Consider the following 17424-nt stretch of genomic DNA (forward strand, 5'->3'; position numbering starts at 1 on the left):
ACTTGCTTATCGTAAGCGAAGACAGAGAGTGAAGTTAATGCTTTGGGTATTGCCTATAGGTCAAATAGTTAAACCTGCGCCAAATCACCTTTACTCTCTAACCAGAGCTTGCGATCTGACGAGCGCTTCTTCGCCAACAGCATGTCCATCATGGCGTCAGTCTGCAGCGGCTCATCTATGGTCAATTGCACCAAGCGACGAGTATTGGGATCCATAGTGGTTTCCCGCAGTTGCAGAGGATTCATCTCACCTAGTCCCTTGAAGCGAGTGACTTGAACTTTACCTTTTTTCTTTTCTGCGGTGATCCTGTCTAAGATCCCTGCCTTTTCGCCTTCATCTAAGGCATAAAAAACGTCTTTGCCTATGTCGATACGAAACAATGGCGGCATGGCTATGTAGACATGGCCTTTTTCAACTAACACCCGGTAATGCTTTAGAAATAAAGCACATAACAAGGTGGCAATATGAAGTCCATCGGAGTCCGCATCCGCAAGTATGCAAATCTTACCATAACGTAGCTCTGAAATATCATCACTGTCAGGATCGCAACCTATAGCTACCGAGATATCATGAACTTCTTGAGAGGCCAGCACCTGTGAGGCATCCACTTCCCAGGTATTTAAGATTTTCCCCCTGAGGGGCATGATGGCTTGAAACTCACGATCTCTGGCCTGTTTCGCACTGCCGCCTGCCGAGTCACCTTCCACTAAAAATAGCTCACCACGCATGGGGTCTTGGCCGCTACAATCTGTGAGTTTACCCGGCAATGCTGGACCCGAAGTCACCTTCTTGCGGGCGACCTTCTTAGCGGCTTTTAGGCGCTTTTGCGCACTACTAATACATAGCTCAGCCAACTGCTCCGCCAACTCGATATGACTGTTAAGCCATAGCGAGAAAGAATCACGTACCAAACCCGACACAAACGCGGCGCACTGACGACTAGAGAGTTTTTCTTTGGTCTGGCCGGCAAATTGTGGGTCTTGCATCTTAACCGACAATACATAGGACACCTTGTCCCAGATATCCTCTGGCGACAATTTAAGCCCCCGAGGCACCAAATTACGAAACTCACAAAACTCGCGCATGGATTCCAATAAACCTTGGCGAAAGCCATTCACATGGGTGCCGCCAAGGGGAGTCGGAATAAGGTTCACATAACTTTCGAAGATGCTATTACCGCCTTCTGGCAGCCAAGTCACAGCCCAATCGGCGGCCTCTAAGTCGCCTTTAAAACTACCGACAAACGGCTCTGGAGGCAAGAGAACCGAGCCCTTAACCGCCTCTTGCAAATAGTCGGTTAAGCCACTTTCATAGCACCACTCATGGGTCTCGCCATTTTGCTTATTGGTAAACTTAATTCTAAGCCCAGGGCAAAGCACCGCTTTGGCGCGCAATAAATAAATCAGCTTAGTCAGTGAATAATTGGCTGAATCGAAATAGCTAGGGTCTGGCCAGAAATGCACTCTTGTGCCGGTATTGCGCCGTCCACAAGTGCCAGTGACGGTAAGTTCTTCGACTTTAAAGCCATTCTCAAACGCCATTTCATAAACTTGGGCATCGCGCCTAACGGTAATTTCTACTCGCTTAGACAGGGCGTTAACCACAGAAATACCCACACCGTGTAAACCGCCTGAGAACTGGTAGTTCTTATTGGAGAACTTACCACCGGCGTGAAGCTTAGTTAAAATCAACTCGACTCCTGACATGCCCTCTTCCTGGTGTATATCCACTGGCATACCGCGGCCATCATCTGTGACTTCTAATGAGTTATCGCTATGCAGCACCACTTCAATCTTAGTGGCGTGACCTGCCAAGGCTTCATCGACACTGTTGTCTATGACTTCTTGACCTAAATGGTTAGGACGAGTGGTATCTGTGTACATACCTGGACGGCGTTTTACAGGGTCGAGTCCATTAAGAACTTCAATTGCGTCAGAGGTATATTGATTGGTCATAGTCTACACATTCGCTCATTAGGGAAGTCTTCCCTGGGTTAATGCTTAGTCAAGCTTTAAAAACTGACAGATTTTTGTAAGGTGTTGCTGATAGCCCACGAAGCTGTGATCGCCCCCTGGCTGACAATATAATGCACAATGATGATATTTATGTAATGCCTGACGGTAATCTAACACTTCATCACCCGTTTGTAATAACACTAAAAAACGCTCGGGATGATTAATGACCTTGGTATCATACTTAGCAATATCCGCTTTATCATTGATGGACAAATGATAATGCTCATCGGTATAGGGATTATATTGAGGGCCGACAAACTGTTCAAATAATTCAAAGGGTTTTATCGCAGGATTAACCAATACCGCCAAACCACCAAAACGTTCGGCCAAATAGGAACTGTAATACCCCCCTAGGGACGAGCCAATAAACGCTAATGATTCCCCCTCGGCTATTGCCTCAACACAGATTTCCTCAAGCAGCGCTATTGCCGCAATGGGAGATGAAGGTAACTGCGGCTGAAAAAACGCAAGCTGAGGATAATGAGTGCGTAAGTATTCGGCGGTCACTCTGGCTTTATCTGATTGAGGAGAACTATTAAAACCGTGAATATACAGCAGCATACTACTTCAACCTAGGCCAGAATTGACGTTGATAATCTTCCTGAGAGGAAATACTTAACTCGATAGTTTAGTGCTTAAATGGACACAAATTTGCAGCCATTGCCACCAGTTGCAATGGGGCTTAATAACCGTTGGCGTGATTATCTGCTGAAAATTCATCGCCAGCTAAGCGGTAAACCTGAGTGTGAATGCTACCATCGCTGGCTAAATCCAGCAAACGATAACCCGGTTGCAAACCGTCGAGGGCAAAATGTGCCGACTTTGGCTTGAACTGGATACAAGTAGAGGGGGTGGCCATTAATTTTATTGGCCCAAACTGACCTAGCACTTGACGGTCTAACGCTTGGTGCACATGGCCCCAAACTAGGCCTTTGATTTGCTTAAACTGGCCTGCAAAGTCAATAAGTTCTTCACCATTGGCCATGCAATGTTGATCGAGCCAAGCGCAGTCGACTAAGACAGGATTATGATGCATGGCCAGTAATACATGTTTATCCGGCGCTTGGGCTATGGCCTGTTTGATAAGGGTAAATTGGCTTGGAGCTAAGTACCCCCCAGGTTTGCCAATCAAGGTGGAGTTGAGCATCAAGATTTGCCATTGACCTATGATGATCCGCTGCTGACCAAAAACATGGTCCCCTTGAACGCTTAGGTTCATTAACCTAGCATCATCATGATTACCGGGAAGATAATGGCAAGGTACAGGGACACGTTTCACCGTATTGGCAAACAGTTGATAAGATTCAGGGGAATAATCTTGGCTCAAATCGCCGGTGGCCAGTAACAAATGCTGACCATGGTTAGCTTGGTTAATCATCGCCAGAACAGCACTAAAACTCTGATATGTGGTAACACCCAACAACTGCGCTTCGAGATCGGCAAACAGGTGAGGGTCAGTCACTTGTACTAACCTCACTGTGTCACTTTCTGTTATCGAATAAGATACAGGCTCATTAAGCACGCATTTGTCCCAAAAAATATGATGTTATCACTGTTGTGTTAAATCCATAGACCCCATTGGATGGCAGCCTATCTTCAAAAGTTCCTCTAAAAATGCATTGATGCGATATTTCTCATCAATTTGATGCATATCTGAATTCGGATAATTATACACGGGTTTCAAATGGCAAATCTGTCGGCTAGTTAACACTTCTGCTAATTGAGCGTCATGATAAATACGCACTAACACCTTAGGTGGATTTAGAAAAAAGCTTTGCGGCACATCGCGAGAGATCTCAACTAATTGAGTGTATTTAGTATTCTCTACGACACTGACCGCTAATATGCCAAATTCACCTTGTACCAACCAAGATGCATTAACACTGTCATTGGGTAGCCATTTGAGAATATAAGCATAATTTCGTCCGCACAGGGCTAAAAAAGCACTGATATTGGGTTGATACTTTGCTTTATTGAACTCCAAACTAGCCAATGAGCAAGGACCTTCTTCTAGCACACAGTTAAAGCTCACCCGATTGAGGCAAACTCAGTTAATCACCTCAGATACTCGTCAGCTTATGTTGATTCAACGCCAACCATTGCAAGCCTATGACTGTGGCAGCATTATCGACCAAGCCTTGCTCTAATAAGTCTAGTGCGTGTTGTCGAGTTAACACTCGCACACGAATATCTTCATTTTCCGCTTCAAGGCCGTGGATGCCACTGGCTTGACTGGCATCGACTTGAGCCCAATAAAAATAAAATCGCTCAGTGGAACCACCTGGGCTTGCAAGATAAGAGCTGACTTTATACAGCTGCTTTGCCTTTAGGCCTGTCTCTTCAAACAGCTCTCTTGTCGCTACTTCACAGGGTGATTCTCCGGGCGCAATCATACCCGCCACTAGCTCAAGAAGCCAAATTAATTTAGTGGTTGCTAATGCAGGAATGCGTATTTGCTCAATCAGCACCACTTGGTCAGTGACAGGATCGTAAGGCAGCACCGCCACAGCATGACCACGGTCAAATACCTCACGCTTAATCTCGGCACTCCAGTTGCCATCAAACAAACGATGTTTAAAGCGATATTCATCCATGCGAAAGAAACCTTGGTATATGACCTTAACATCAAGTAATTCGACATCATCTTGACCATTAAGCTCAGTTAATTGTGGCGCCTGGCTCATATTACTCCCCTCTTTAATCTTGGAATGACCCTATCCATAGAAAATTTTTGATACAAAAAAGTAGTCGTTTTTTGAGGAGTTATTTTACTCGATTTCTGCTGTAAATTCATTCACAGGCTTACTTAGTTAAACCCAAGGTGCTAATTAGATTTAATTTTAAACAGATTTAAAATAGAATCTGTTACACTTCAAATTTGACTTAAAAATGAAAGTCTTCGTACTATCTATCCTAGTTAAAAGTCATTGTATGGCTAGACATGCCTGAGCCGTAAACTTAAGCATTTCGTTAATTGGCATGGCCAAGTTTATACCTTAAAACGCCCCAACATGGGGAGCATTGTCGAAAAGGGCAGAACATGAAATTTAAAATGGGTTCTTTATACGCAGCATTGACGCTAGCAATCGTAGCGCCAAGCACTCAAGCTGATGATTTATTACAAATTTATCAGCAAGCATTAACCAGCGATCCTATCGTACTGCAAGCGCAAGCACAGCGTAACGCCTTGTATGAAAAAATTGAAGAGAATCGCTCACCGTTACTCCCAAGCTTAAGCGCAAGCGTTGGTTATGATAAAAACTGGCACGATCTCCAAGGGGATAGCGATGGCTATGCAGGTAAAGTGTCGTTATCTCAGCTGATTTACGATCACAGTGCTTGGGTAGGCTTAAGTTTGGCAGAAAAAGCCGCCTCTCAGGCTGATTCAGCTTATGCCTCTGCAATGCAAAACCTGATCACCCGCGTCACCAGCGCCTATTTTGACGTATTGACCGCCAAAGATAATTATGAGTTTCAGGGCGCAGAGAAGCGCGCCATCGAACGCCAACTTGAACAGACTAAGCAAAGATTCGCCGTTGGCTTAACCGCGATTACCGATGTCCATGAAGCCCAAGCGCAGTTTGACTTAGCCTCAGCCGCTGAAATTTTAGCAGAAAATACCTTAGCCAACAGTTATGAAGCCCTGCGTGAAATCACAGGTGTCGATCACAAGACTATTAATGTGCTTGATACTGAGCGCTTCTCTGCTAGTGCTGTTAGCCCAGCCAGTTCAGCAGATTGGTTAAAAATGGCTGAAAACCGCAGCATAGATTTAATGACTCAGCGCATTGCCAAAGACATAGCCCAAGAAACCATCACGCTTTACAAGGCTGGCCATATGCCAACCGTCAATTTTGACGCCAATTACACTAAGGCTTTTGATCAATCTCCAATAGCTGATTTCGACAGCAAGTCTGTGGGCGTCAGTATTAAAGTGCCTATTTTCGAAGGTTTCAAAATTGACTCTAAAGTTAAGCAAGCACAATACCAGTACGTAGAAGCCAGTGAAAAGCTCGAGCAGACCCACAGGGGCGTTGTGAAAAACGTACGCAACAACTTTAACAACGTGTCGGCCTCAATTAGCTCAATTCGTGCTTATGAGCAATCAGTGGTGTCCTCTGAGAGCGCCTTAAAAGCCACCCAAGCTGGCTTTGAAGTGGGTACTCGTACTATCGTTGACGTGTTAAATCGTACCCGTGATTTGTATGATTCCAAGCGTAAGTTATCAGATGCCCGTTATGGATATATCAAATCTATCCTAGCGCTTAAGCAAGCAGCAGGTACCATTAACGAAGATGATGTGATTGCCATTAACAGTGGCTTAAAAAACCCTGAGTAATCACCTCTATTCGCATCAAGTAATAAAAAACCGCCAATGTGGCGGTTTTTTATTCGCTAATTCTTTATTACTTAACCTCAGCTCGGGATAATAAATGTATATCAAACAGCTCTTTGCACCGCTAACTGCGTTGAGTTCACTTGCAATAGGCTAGCTATTGACGCGTAAACTCGCCTTGTTATCAGTGCAAAGTTCAAGTTTGAGTGCTAGATGTTGGATTTAGGCTGTTTCAACACCATTTATTCATCTCTTAACCCGAGTTGAGGTTACTTACTCTTTATTCCATATAGAATAAGTAATATTAAAAGTCTAATTCAACACCAGCAAACACGCCGCTAAGCTGAGTATCTTGTGTCATGCCAGAAAAGCGGCTGACATCAAAACTCATATCACGGTAACCGACACGCACTTTAGTATCGACAACTAGCCCATCAAATACCCAACCTAGGCCCACTGAGTAATCGTGCACATTTGATTCACTGACGCCGTGTAGCAACTCGGCAAAAGCGTATAACCCCATACCAGGCACACCCACTTGTCCGCTGGCGTAACCCATGGCAATGCCACTGTCGATATCAATTTGCTCAGGGTAACCGGCATCACTTACCCGCAGCGAACCATTCATCATCTTGTAGGCGCCGCCCACATCAAGCTCGGCCAAATCACTGTCCAGTAGCTCGTAATACAGCACAAAATCTGTATTGTTTAGCTTGTTATCTATGCCGACCTTGCCAGAAAACCCATGACCATTAAAGTTAAAGTCAGCATTGTCTAGGCTCGAGGTGGCAGAAACACGGTTTTCACGAATTTTTAGATTAGGCACAAATGGCAGCATGTGCTCAACAGCAAACCAAAGGCTACCTTGGGCATCGGCGTCTAAATCGCTGTTGACCTTAGCACCGCTATCATCGGCGAAATAACCACTGGCATCGCTGTGCCAATAGTCACCACCCACTTTAAAACCGGCAAAGGTATCACTGTGAGCCGCGCTAGAAACCGCCATTAAACAGGCGGCGGCAAGTAAAGTTTTTCTTAAATGAAGCATATATATCCTTTATAAAATAACTGCTGAATATCTATAATTATTTGGGTGTATAAATTTTTGTAAAATTAGCCTTGGGATAACAGATTAGTTAAATCAATCACTGCCGCATTGGCACGAGAAATATAATTTGCCATCACCAAAGAATGGTTGGCCACTAGCCCAAAACCACTGCCATTGAGTATCATAGGACTCCAGACTGTCTGTTGGGTCGCTTCCAATTCACGAATGATCTGCCGTAAGCTTACCTCGGCATTTTTCTTCTCTAGCACATCTTTAAAATCCACCTCGATGGCCCGCATGAAGTTGAGTAATGCCCAAGCAGAGCCGCGGCTTTCATAAAACACATCATCGATTTCCCACCAACTGGTTTTTACTTCGCTGGAAGACGAATTTGGGGTGGATTGCCGCGCCGCCGAATCACCGGCTAAGTCAGTGTTTACTCTTTCTTGACCCACGCTGGCGGATAAACGCTGGGACATACTGCCCAAACGCTTCTGAATTTCTTTAAGCCACTCGTTTAGATTATCGGCTCTGGCATAAAATTGCGCCTCATCATGGCTAGGATCACTAATTTTAGCGCGATACAGTTTCAATAATTTAATCGCATCACTATATTCGCCTTCAGCGCTTGGCACCAGCCAACTGGTATGAGTAATGTTAAGTTTGGAGTGGGCGGCGAGTAAATCGCTATCAGCCTTGGATTGTGACTGTGAACGGCTGAATTCTTTACGCATTATGAGTGCTAAGTCGCGCACTTGCTCTATGGCACCAAATTCAAATGCGGGCATATTGTCCATAAACAAGGAAGGCGGCAGCACATCGTTTGATAACCAGCCACCTGGCTTATCCAGTAAACTGTCTAAGGTATTAATTAACGAACTAGTAGTAGCATAACCGACAACCATGCGGCCATTGTCGGCTTCATAATACACAGGCTCTAGGCTGTCGGGTTCGACGCTCCACCATACGCTGATGCCATAACCCATTAATGCGACGGCAGCTAAGCTTCCAATGAGTTTATTTTTGGTCATTTGCATCTGTATTATCTCCTAGTGGTGATGATGGTGTGAATTTGACAACTCTTGCGCTTCTGCCTTTTCTGCACCTTGTACTTGCAATTCGATCTGTTGTGGCTCACCTTGGTCAAAAATAAGTTCCAATGTCACCTTGTCGCCGATGGCGAGCGGCTTAACTAAGGAAAGCAACATAAGATGATCCCCTGTTGCCGCCAAGGTTAAGTTAGACTTGGGCTGAATATCAAAGCCACTGACTTGGCGCATCTTCACCATGCCATTCTCTTCCAATATGGTGTGTAGCTGGGCGTCTTTTGCCGCTGAGGTCTTGACTGCCACGAGTCGCTGTAATGTGTCCGTCGGGTTTTCTAGCACAAAATACGCCGCCGTATTGGGCACACTGGCAGGCATGGCGCGTATGTGGCCTTCAATGAGAACCACCTGTGCAACCGCGGTGAATGATATTGATGATAGCACTAAAAAATTAAACAGATGTTTGAATATTACTTTCAATGTCTTAAACTCCATGTAATACCCTATCGCGTCTATTAAGGAAACAACGAATGAGTCATATTCAGGTTCGGGATGATCAAGGTGTGCGTGTCATCAGTTTTAATCGCCCTGAAAAGCGCAATGCCTTTGATCTTAATATGTATCTTGCGCTAACAGAATACCTGATCCAAGGTGAGGCCGACAATGACATTCGCGCCTTTATGCTCCACGGCGCAGATAATTGTTTTACTGCCGGTAACGATATTAGTGATTTTTTAAAAAGTGGCAGTTTAGGGCCTGAGCACCCAGCGGTTAAGTTTCTCTATTTATTGCTCGAGTTAAAAAAACCTGTGGTGGCTGCGGTTTCAGGCTCGGCGGTGGGCATAGGCACCACTATGTTACTGCATTTCGACTTAGTCTACGCCGATAACAGCGCTAAATTTCAGCTGCCATTCGTCAACCTTGCCTTAGTGCCAGAAGCTGGGGCGAGTTTGTTATTACCACAATTAGTGGGAACACAAAAAGCGGCTGAGTTAATTTTGTTGGGTGAGAGTTTTGATGCAAATACTGCTTGTGAACTTAACATTATCAATAAGATAATCGATGCTGATACCTTATTGGACTTTGCCTTAACTCAAGCTAAGAAACTAGCGGCGCAGCCTCCTCAAGCACTGCAAGCATCGCGTAAATTACTGCGCAGTAATAGCGATAAAATTAGGCTGCAAATGCAAGCCGAGCTGGCTCAATTCGATGAACGCTTAGGCAGTGATGAAGCCAAAGCAAGATTTCAGGCGTTCTTAAAAAAGTAATTATTCAGTTCTAATGCTATAAGCACTCTGCATCTATAAGCCCTCTGCATTAAGCGGCAAATGAGATCTTTGCCGCGATTAAAAATCTCTGGGCTTGTTTTTTATCAGTAGCGCTAACACAAGATAGACCAAGCCACCAATGAAAGGGTTAAACACCACGGCCATTGTGCCTATGACTCGCGTCCACAACAAGGACCAATTAAATTCGCCAGCAATATGAGCGGCTACTCCCGCTATGATGGCTTCAGGCCCTGCTAATCTAGCTATCATCTTATCCATTTGTCCTCCGCACGCTTATGATAAATCACATTGATTGAGTTAACTTCAATTCACTTACCGCCACTTCATGAGCGCTCACATCTTGAGACTGAAAATGACGTTCAAACCAGCTAACACAGGATGCACATACTGCAAAACTAATGACAGGCAGTAACAACAGAGACATCAAGGGCAGTGCCAGCTGGATTAAGGCGGCCCAAATCATCATTTGGCCTCAGAGCGTTGAGTGACAACCAAGCTTTGTTCATTAATCTCAAGTGCAATGGCGGCTTCGTCTATCTCAGCCACTGAGTACAACTGTTGAGAGATTTGCTCTTGCAATGACAGCATTAATTCTTGCTTAGCTTTAGAAATCGCCTCTTGACTGGCTTGAGTCAGGTTTTGCTCTACGGCGACCAAAATCTCTGATGCATCGATTTCAACCGCTTGGCTTGAAAAACTCGCTAAGGTTAATGTCGCGGCGACTAAGCCCGTTTTTACCAATGAACTTGATGCTGTTGTTAGTTGAGTTAAGTTGTACATAGTGTCTTCCTTTTCAGTAGTGGGTTACATCTAAGGTATTGCGAACAACGTGCCAACTTTTAAAACATATTTTTATCACTTTAATTTCATATATTTAGCTGTAACATGGTCAATCTAAACATGATTCTTGCATGTTTAAAAACAGACTAATACTAGCGGTTAGTAAAAATAACCACTGCAATGGTGAATTTCACCAACACTATTTTCCATCCCTTTTTCAGCGGCTATTTACCCATGACGATAAAAACAAAAAACGCCCAAAAGGGCGTTAATAGCAATAAAGAGTTACTCTGATATTAGTGACTCTGATTTAATAACACTGATTTAATCTTGCATCGACTCTGCAGTAGTGTGCATCTTAATCACGGCCTCGCGCACCACTTCAATCCCCGCATTAGGCTTGTGGGCATTCTCACTTAAATGGCGGCGCCATTGGCGAGAACCCGCCAAGCCTTGGAATAACCCTATCATGTGGCGAGTGATGTGATTCAAGCGGCCACCGGTCTTTAAGTGGGCTTCAATATAAGGCAGCATCTTCTCAATCACCTGCTCACGACTGATGATGTCACGCTTTACACCATACAATTGTGTGTCCACCTCGGCCAATAGGTACGGATTCTGATAGGCTTCCCGGCCCACCATCACCCCATCGAGCTGAGTTAAATGCAGTTTGGCCTCGGCTAAGGTCTTGATGCCGCCATTGATGCCAATATTAAGCTTGGGAAAATCTCGTTTAAGCTGATAAACCCTATCGTAATCCAATAGCGGAATTTCACGATTCTCTTTTGGACTCAGGCCCTGTAGCCAGGCTTTACGAGCATGGATAGTGAAATCATCACAGCCTTTAGCCGCCACGGTTTCAATGAATTTGGTTAAAAACTCATAGCTGTCCTGCTCATCGATACCGATCCGCGTTTTCACTGTCACCGGAATATCAACCACTTGTTTCATGGCATCGACACACTCTGCCACGAGCTCAGGCTCTGCCATCAAGCAGGCCCCAAAACGGCCATTTTGAACCCTGTCTGACGGGCAACCCACATTCAGATTGATTTCATCATAACCCCGTTCAAAGGCAAGCTTAGCGCAAGCGGCAAGATCCACAGGGTTTGAGCCACCCAGCTGCAACGCCAGCGGATGCTCCTCTGTGTTATAGGCAAGATAATCCCCACGGCCATGCAATATCGCCCCAGTCGTCACCATCTCAGTATAAAGCAGCGCCTTAGTAGACATAATGCGGGCAAAGTAGCGGTAATGTTTATCCGTCCAATCCAGCATAGGCGCGATGGAGAAGGTGCTAGCGGCCATATTTGGCGCTAAACCTTGGTATGTCTGTGTTTTATCTAAATTCATTCTAATCCAAAAAATCATGTTCTGGCTATTTTTTACACGTTTTTAGATGTTTTACATTGATCGGGGAACCAATAGTGATCCAAAATGGATTGGACTGGGCATATTGGGGAACCATCATAATGGCATCATATAGCATTCAAAAACGTGAAAAGGCTGATGGGACAAATCGCCATCGTTGTCTTATCCGCGTAAAGAAAAACGGCAAAGTATTATACACAGAGCAACGGACCTTTACCAAGCACCAAGCCGCTGAGGCATGGGGCAAGCAACGAGTAGTGGATATTGAAACCAATGGTTATGATAATAAAGAAGCAGCACCTATTACTGTTGGCGAGATTATCAATAAAGCATTAGCTGATGAAAGCATAAAGGCCAGTATCGGACGATCTAAACTCTTCTGCTTAAAGCTACTCGCAGATTGTGATATCGCTAGCGTCAACCTACTGGAGCTCAAATCACACCACATCGTTGAGCACTGTAAACTACGGAAAAGTTCAGGAACGGGCCCATCAACCATAGTTATTGATGTTAGTGTTCTGCGCTGGTTGCTGCGCATTGCGAAATCAAACTTTGGCCATGAGGTTTCACAGATAGCCATAATAGATGCGTACGACACTCTCTACGCACAAGGACTAATTGCCAAATCAAATAAACGTTCGCGCAGACCTACGGCCATTGAAATTGAAAAATTAAAAGTGGGGCTAGCAGAAAGAGCTCAGCAACGAGCCGCACATATTCCTTATGTTGATTTACTCGACTTCTCTATACTCAGTTGCATGCGCATAGGTGAAGTATGCCGAATTAGGTGGGATGATGTTGATGAGACACAAAAAGCGGTGATAGTGCGCGACCGTAAAGACCCGCGCAAGAAAGCAGGCAATCACATGTTGGTACCGCTTTTGGGTGGCGCCTGGGAGTTACTGCAAAAGCAGCCGCGTGATGATGAAAGAGTGTGGCCATTCAATGAGCGCAGTGTCACCGCAGGGTTTCAACGAGTACGTAATGCTCTGGGAATTGAGGACTTACGCTATCACGATTTAAGGCGTGAAGGAGCTAGCCGGTTATTTGAGAAGGGCTACAGCATAGATGAGGTGGCGCAGGTGACGGGGCATAGGAACATCAACACCCTGTGGCAAGTGTATACCGAGTTATTTCCTAAACGATTGCATGATAAAGATGAGCAGAATTAACTAAGATAGGTGCTGATATGTGCGGAAGGATCAATATTTTTTCGAATGACCTCAATGCTAAGGTGTCTAATAGCTTAGGTATTAATTTTCATTCCCAACAAAACCTTGATTTGAGGCCTACCCAACAAGTTGCGACTTTAGTGATGCAAAATCAAGAGATTGATCAGCAAGACGCTTCTTGGGGCATACAACCTGCTTGGTCGAAGAAGTTATTGATCAACGCCCAAGCAGAAACAGTAATGAACAAAAAAACTTTCGCCTATGCTTTTGAGCAGAATCGATGCCTAGTGCCTTGTTCTGGTTGGTTTGAATGGCGTGATGAAGGGGGCAAACGAAAACAGAAATACCTGTTTAGTCATAAAGAAGACGTGCCACTATTTATGGCAGGCATCCTTTATCCCAGTGATGATGGCATGCAGCTAGTCACCCTGACTACATCACCAACGGATGAATGCCGACCCTACCATAACAGAATGCCGCTACTTATCGTTCCAAGTGATATTCTTTACTGGTTTCATTCAGAGCCCAAGCAGCTTGAACATCTGTTAATCAATAACCCTAGCAACATTATTAAGATATTAGCTGCTTAGCTAGCACTTTATCCGAGGTAAGCTTACCCAGTCTGTGGTGTATTGGGGGGTGAGTAGTTCACGGCGCATGCTCCACTTTTGTTCTATGCCTTGAGCCACAAGAAATAAGGTATCACGGCCATAGCGTTGATTCAGATTATCTAAAACCAACATCAATGAGGGGTTGGCTCTGGATGAACTGAATAAATCAAGTTGCCTGTGTTTATCACTTGCTAAGTCGATTAACCCAACCCCAATTTTGTAGTAACGAACGCCTTCACGGAACAGCTGTGTGGCGGCCTGTGTCATGGCTTTAGTTATTTCAGCGCTGCAGTTGGTTGGGCTTGCAAAATGAACTATGGCTTTGAAGCTTCTAGACTGCTCATCAAAGGGCGAGTTACTAGCAAATAACATCATAGTCTTACAACTTGAACCTTGAGAACGAGCCTTGGCGGCTGCGATACCCACATGCTTACTTAAAGCTTGAAGCAGTGAGTTATAATCGGTGATCCGTTCGCCAACGCTTCGAGTGCTGAATATCTGCTTCTTATCAGCTCTTGCTTCATCCCAAACCTTACATGCCTGGCCATTTAACTCACGAACGGTACGCTCTATCTCTATGCTGAATTGTTTTCTGGCTAAGCCTGCCGGCATATTAGCAAGGTCGAACGCAGTTTTGATGTTCATTAACTCAAGCTTTTTGCTTATTCTGCGACCAATCCCCCACACGTCCTCTGTCGAAAGTTGTTTTAGAATAGCTACTCGCTCATGGTCGGTATTGATTACACATACACCTTGATAACCCTCAATCTTCTTTGCCGCGTGGTTAGCAATTTTAGCCAGTGTGAGCGTCGCTGCTATACCAACACAGACTGGAAGGCGTACCTCTTTCCAGACCGCGCGGCGAATTAACTGGCCTTGTGTCTGCAGGCATTTAATAGCGGGATAGCAATGGGCAAAAGATAAGAAGCTTTCATCTATGGAATACACATGTTGTTCAGGAGCAAAGCGGCCAATAATACTCATCATCTTGCTCGATAAGTCGGCATAGAGCTCATAGTTACTAGAGCAAGCGATCACGCCTTGCTTAATGCAGAGGTTTTTAACTTTAAAGTAAGGTGAAAATTTAGGGATACCAAGTGCCTTGGCCTGACGATTAGCAGCCACAATACAGCCATCATTATTACTTAACACGATAATGGGCTTACCACGCCAGTCAGGGCGGAACACTTGCTCCGCGCTGCAGTAGAATGAGTTAGCATCAACAAGGGCAAACATTTACAGTTCTGCCAAAAGTGGGCTCTGGCGATGGCAACGAATGGAGCGAGTTACCACACCTTCAATCGAAAAGGTATCATAGTCATGAATAGCAACGGCTTGATATTGCTCATTAGAGGACAGTAGCAACCTTGACTTAGTATCGATGATCTTACAGACAAACTCGCCATTAAAATTGGCAACGATAACATCACCATTACGAGCCGTTTCATGGCGGTCAACAATCAACACATCACCATCAAAGATTCCTACATCTTGCATAGAGTCACCTTGGGCTAGCCCGATAAAGGTAGCACTAGGGTGAGTTACCAGAAGATCATCTAGACTTAGGCCGAGTTGATGGTACTCAGCTGCTGGGCTTTCAAAACCAGTAATACCAGCTCGAGCTGAAATAGGGATAACACGCATACACAACACCACTGTAATTATATACAGTAATTTTAGCAATTCTCGGCGAAACTGCAAGAACAGACTGGCTATGATGACGCTTTATCAAATGTCTACACTTCCATCTCCACAAATGGCAAGTCGGGTGCTGTGCCTAGCACCCTGCCGTCTTGCACGTAGATATGATCGCCGATGGTGGCGCTACCTATAGCACGTATTGTGTGGCCGCTGGCACTGCTGGCGGTGACTGTGCCATCGGCGTTGACGACATCTACTGTCATGATCATCCGTGGTAATACTAACGCTGTTTGAAGTTGTTTAAGCATGGTGCCTCGCTGGCTGTTAGCAGAGTTACGCAATTGAGCGGATCACGGTAATGGATTGTTCGATATTGATATCACCGCGTTCACTGACGCTGGCGCGGATACTCCAGCTATCACAAGTCCCTTTGAATACCTCAGTGCCTTCACGAATACCAATCAACATACCAGGTACTGCTGGGGGTAAATCGGCCATGACCGGCAGCGTCAAGTTGATATTAAGCTTATCTCCTGTATCGGCTAGGGCATTAGTGCCCGCGATGCGCGCGGCTTGGTTATCAACAATCAGCTGGGCACTGATATCGGCGGCAGGAATATTGCCCGCACTGCCAGTGCGTTTCACTTTCGCACTTATACCCTGCTGCTCACCGCGCAGCCACACCACATTACACAAAGGATTACGGGCTACTGTCTCGCTATAGTTAGTGATCACCGCATCGTGCAGGGTTAAATCAGGCACTGCGGTTGCCATCTGCCATGGCGCAGTTGGCCAGCGCGGAATGATAGTGAGCTTTCGAGCGGCATCATCGGCTAAGATCATGCAGCCAAGTTGCGTAGCAGCTTCATGGATGGCATCAATCGGTGACTTATTGCCAACGCTGAACGCGCCTGCGGGCACGGTAAAATCAGCAATGCCTTTAAGTTCAACTGTCCAGCCTGCGCTGCCAGCCCCCTGTTGCAATATGTCGCTAATAATACCGCCAAAACTTCGAGCAACCGCGTTGGTGTAGCTGATAGGCAGCAGATAAGGTGATGCTAATTCAGCGGCGCGTGAGCGGCCTGTGCTGCTATGGGTTTCACTGCCAAAGACCTTGCTAGCACTTGGCTGTTCAGCTATTACATAGAAATCGTAGCCATTGATAGTGATCAACAATAATTCATTGTGAGCCCGCTGGGCATCGATTCGGCTTGAAAACTCGATACTGACAGATTTAGCCCACTGACCACGGCTCTGGCTAATGCTGCAGCTTGAGATCACTATCGGTAAATTATCAAATACTCGTACGCATGTAATGGTTGGTTGCATAAGGTAGTACCTGCGGATTTGCGGTTCAATGGGGATTTTAAGATCAAGACTGGGCAAGCTTGGGTGAGCATCTATTAGGCCGCCACCATCGTCAAAACGGCACACTTTGGGCTCAATGGTAAAGCGCAGTGTTATAGGGCTTTGTGAGTTAGTCCAAGGCTCACCAAATCGCATAGTTATCTTGCCTGTTTGCGGAATATAGCGAGTCGAACAAATCCACTGTGGCTGATGCGGCCCCCAAGGCAGTGAATACTCAAACCCTCGTTGGCCCTTATAGCTGTAAGCTATTCCTTGGCAAATTTGAGTACCTGAGACCTGGCGCCAAAGCACGCTTGCAAGCTGCTCCTTTGGTTGTGATTGCGACCACTTGGCCACATTGACATTCATGCGCTGCAGCGGGGTTAACCAATCAAGCTGAGTGTGATTTTCATGTTGATTTGGAGTGGCCCAATGAACACTAAATTGCTGTTTATGTAATTGAGGTGTCAACCATGGCCAAGCCGTGATTTGTTGCGCTAAGCCTTTAGTGTGCCAAACAAGCCCATAGTCTTGATGATCTGCCGATTTACCGCCCCAAATAAGCGCTGTATCAAGTGCTATATAACGGCTTAATGAGTGTATAACTAGCTGATTATCAAGCCGCAGCCCCTTACCAATCCCTAATCCCAACTCAATGCCTATGCCCCCAAAACGAATGGGCGGCTCGGGTATAAGTTCACCCACAAAACGCAACTGCAGCGGCGAGGTGGCATTAGGCCAAGACTCATCAAATCTGAGTTCTAGCAT

The 17424-nt window shown here is 45.4% G+C and carries 20 protein-coding genes; 4 read left to right on the forward strand and 16 right to left on the reverse strand.

The window, feature by feature from the left end:
• Positions 1–68: 68 nt before the first annotated feature.
• The 5 genes from parE to nudF form a co-directional block, all read right to left on the reverse strand.
• A complete protein-coding gene (parE, locus tag SDEN_RS16745) occupies positions 69–1955 on the reverse strand; it encodes a DNA topoisomerase IV subunit B (RefSeq protein WP_011497641.1) in 1887 nt (628 codons plus the stop codon).
• 45 nt (positions 1956–2000) lie between these two features.
• Positions 2001–2576, reverse strand: coding sequence for a YqiA/YcfP family alpha/beta fold hydrolase (locus SDEN_RS16750; RefSeq protein WP_011497642.1), 576 nt, complete (start codon positions 2574–2576; stop codon positions 2001–2003).
• A gap of 121 nt (positions 2577–2697) precedes the next feature.
• Positions 2698–3537: a 3',5'-cyclic-AMP phosphodiesterase gene (gene cpdA / locus SDEN_RS16755; RefSeq protein ID WP_011497643.1), complete on the reverse strand. Its 840-nt coding sequence runs from the start codon at positions 3535–3537 to the stop codon at positions 2698–2700.
• Positions 3538–3564: 27 nt separating this feature from the next.
• Positions 3565–4032: a DUF1249 domain-containing protein gene (locus SDEN_RS16760; protein WP_011497644.1), complete on the reverse strand. Its 468-nt coding sequence runs from the start codon at positions 4030–4032 to the stop codon at positions 3565–3567.
• 43 nt (positions 4033–4075) lie between these two features.
• Positions 4076–4699: an ADP-ribose diphosphatase gene (gene nudF, locus SDEN_RS16765; protein ID WP_011497645.1), complete on the reverse strand. Its 624-nt coding sequence runs from the start codon at positions 4697–4699 to the stop codon at positions 4076–4078.
• A gap of 356 nt (positions 4700–5055) precedes the next feature.
• On the opposite strand from nudF, the gene tolC reads away from it, so the two are divergent.
• Positions 5056–6354, forward strand: a complete 1299-nt coding sequence (gene tolC / locus SDEN_RS16770; RefSeq protein ID WP_011497646.1) for an outer membrane channel protein TolC — start codon at positions 5056–5058, stop codon at positions 6352–6354.
• 301 nt (positions 6355–6655) lie between these two features.
• Here tolC and SDEN_RS16775 read toward each other — a convergent pair whose 3' ends face one another.
• The 3 genes from SDEN_RS16775 to SDEN_RS16785 form a co-directional block, all read right to left on the reverse strand.
• Positions 6656–7399, reverse strand: coding sequence for a TIGR04219 family outer membrane beta-barrel protein (locus SDEN_RS16775; protein WP_011497647.1), 744 nt, complete (start codon positions 7397–7399; stop codon positions 6656–6658).
• A 65-nt stretch (positions 7400–7464) separates the two neighbouring features.
• On the reverse strand, positions 7465–8436 hold the full coding sequence (locus SDEN_RS16780; protein ID WP_011497648.1) for a DUF2333 family protein: 972 nt from the start codon (positions 8434–8436) through the stop codon (positions 7465–7467).
• 12 nt (positions 8437–8448) lie between these two features.
• Positions 8449–8940, reverse strand: a complete 492-nt coding sequence (locus tag SDEN_RS16785; protein ID WP_011497649.1) for a copper chaperone PCu(A)C — start codon at positions 8938–8940, stop codon at positions 8449–8451.
• Positions 8941–8975: 35 nt separating this feature from the next.
• Here SDEN_RS16785 and SDEN_RS16790 point away from each other — a divergent pair, with 35 nt between their 5' ends.
• Positions 8976–9713 carry an enoyl-CoA hydratase-related protein gene (locus SDEN_RS16790; protein WP_011497650.1) on the forward strand — a complete coding sequence of 246 codons (738 nt, stop codon included), beginning with the start codon at positions 8976–8978 and terminating at the stop codon, positions 9711–9713.
• Positions 9714–9791: 78 nt separating this feature from the next.
• On the opposite strand, the gene SDEN_RS16795 is transcribed toward SDEN_RS16790, so the two are convergent.
• From SDEN_RS16795 to dusA, 4 genes are all read right to left on the reverse strand, one after another.
• Positions 9792–9992, reverse strand: coding sequence for a PspC domain-containing protein (locus SDEN_RS16795; protein ID WP_011497651.1), 201 nt, complete (start codon positions 9990–9992; stop codon positions 9792–9794).
• Between the two features lie 25 nt (positions 9993–10017).
• Positions 10018–10200 carry a hypothetical protein gene (locus tag SDEN_RS16800; RefSeq protein ID WP_157599880.1) on the reverse strand — a complete coding sequence of 61 codons (183 nt, stop codon included), beginning with the start codon at positions 10198–10200 and terminating at the stop codon, positions 10018–10020.
• On the reverse strand, positions 10197–10514 hold the full coding sequence (locus SDEN_RS16805) for a hypothetical protein (protein ID WP_011497652.1): 318 nt from the start codon (positions 10512–10514) through the stop codon (positions 10197–10199). The genes SDEN_RS16800 and SDEN_RS16805 overlap by 4 nt, the downstream gene beginning before the upstream one ends.
• Positions 10515–10838: 324 nt before the next feature.
• Positions 10839–11867: a tRNA dihydrouridine(20/20a) synthase DusA gene (dusA, locus tag SDEN_RS16810; RefSeq protein WP_049763066.1), complete on the reverse strand. Its 1029-nt coding sequence runs from the start codon at positions 11865–11867 to the stop codon at positions 10839–10841.
• 119 nt (positions 11868–11986) lie between these two features.
• Between dusA and SDEN_RS16815 the strand changes: the two genes are divergently transcribed.
• Both SDEN_RS16815 and SDEN_RS16820 read left to right on the forward strand, forming a co-directional pair.
• Positions 11987–13057: a site-specific integrase gene (locus SDEN_RS16815; protein ID WP_011497654.1), complete on the forward strand. Its 1071-nt coding sequence runs from the start codon at positions 11987–11989 to the stop codon at positions 13055–13057.
• Positions 13058–13074: 17 nt separating this feature from the next.
• Positions 13075–13647, forward strand: coding sequence for an SOS response-associated peptidase (locus SDEN_RS16820; protein WP_011497655.1), 573 nt, complete (start codon positions 13075–13077; stop codon positions 13645–13647).
• Here the strand turns inward: SDEN_RS16820 and SDEN_RS16825 are convergent, their stop codons facing one another.
• The 4 genes from SDEN_RS16825 to SDEN_RS16840 all read right to left on the reverse strand — a co-directional run bounded on the left by SDEN_RS16825 (position 13648) and on the right by SDEN_RS16840 (position 17424).
• Positions 13648–14904 (reverse strand): Y-family DNA polymerase, encoded by a 1257-nt coding sequence (locus SDEN_RS16825; RefSeq protein WP_011497656.1) that lies wholly within the window; start codon positions 14902–14904, stop codon positions 13648–13650.
• Positions 14905–15312 (reverse strand): LexA family protein, encoded by a 408-nt coding sequence (locus tag SDEN_RS16830; protein WP_011497657.1) that lies wholly within the window; start codon positions 15310–15312, stop codon positions 14905–14907.
• Between the two features lie 92 nt (positions 15313–15404).
• Complete coding sequence (locus SDEN_RS16835; protein ID WP_011497658.1) at positions 15405–15617, reverse strand: hypothetical protein; 213 nt, start codon at positions 15615–15617, stop codon at positions 15405–15407.
• Between the two features lie 25 nt (positions 15618–15642).
• Positions 15643–17424: a hypothetical protein gene (locus SDEN_RS16840; RefSeq protein ID WP_011497659.1), complete on the reverse strand. Its 1782-nt coding sequence runs from the start codon at positions 17422–17424 to the stop codon at positions 15643–15645.

Source organism: Shewanella denitrificans OS217, from assembly GCF_000013765.1.
Classification (GTDB): Bacteria; Pseudomonadota; Gammaproteobacteria; order Enterobacterales; family Shewanellaceae; genus Shewanella; species Shewanella denitrificans.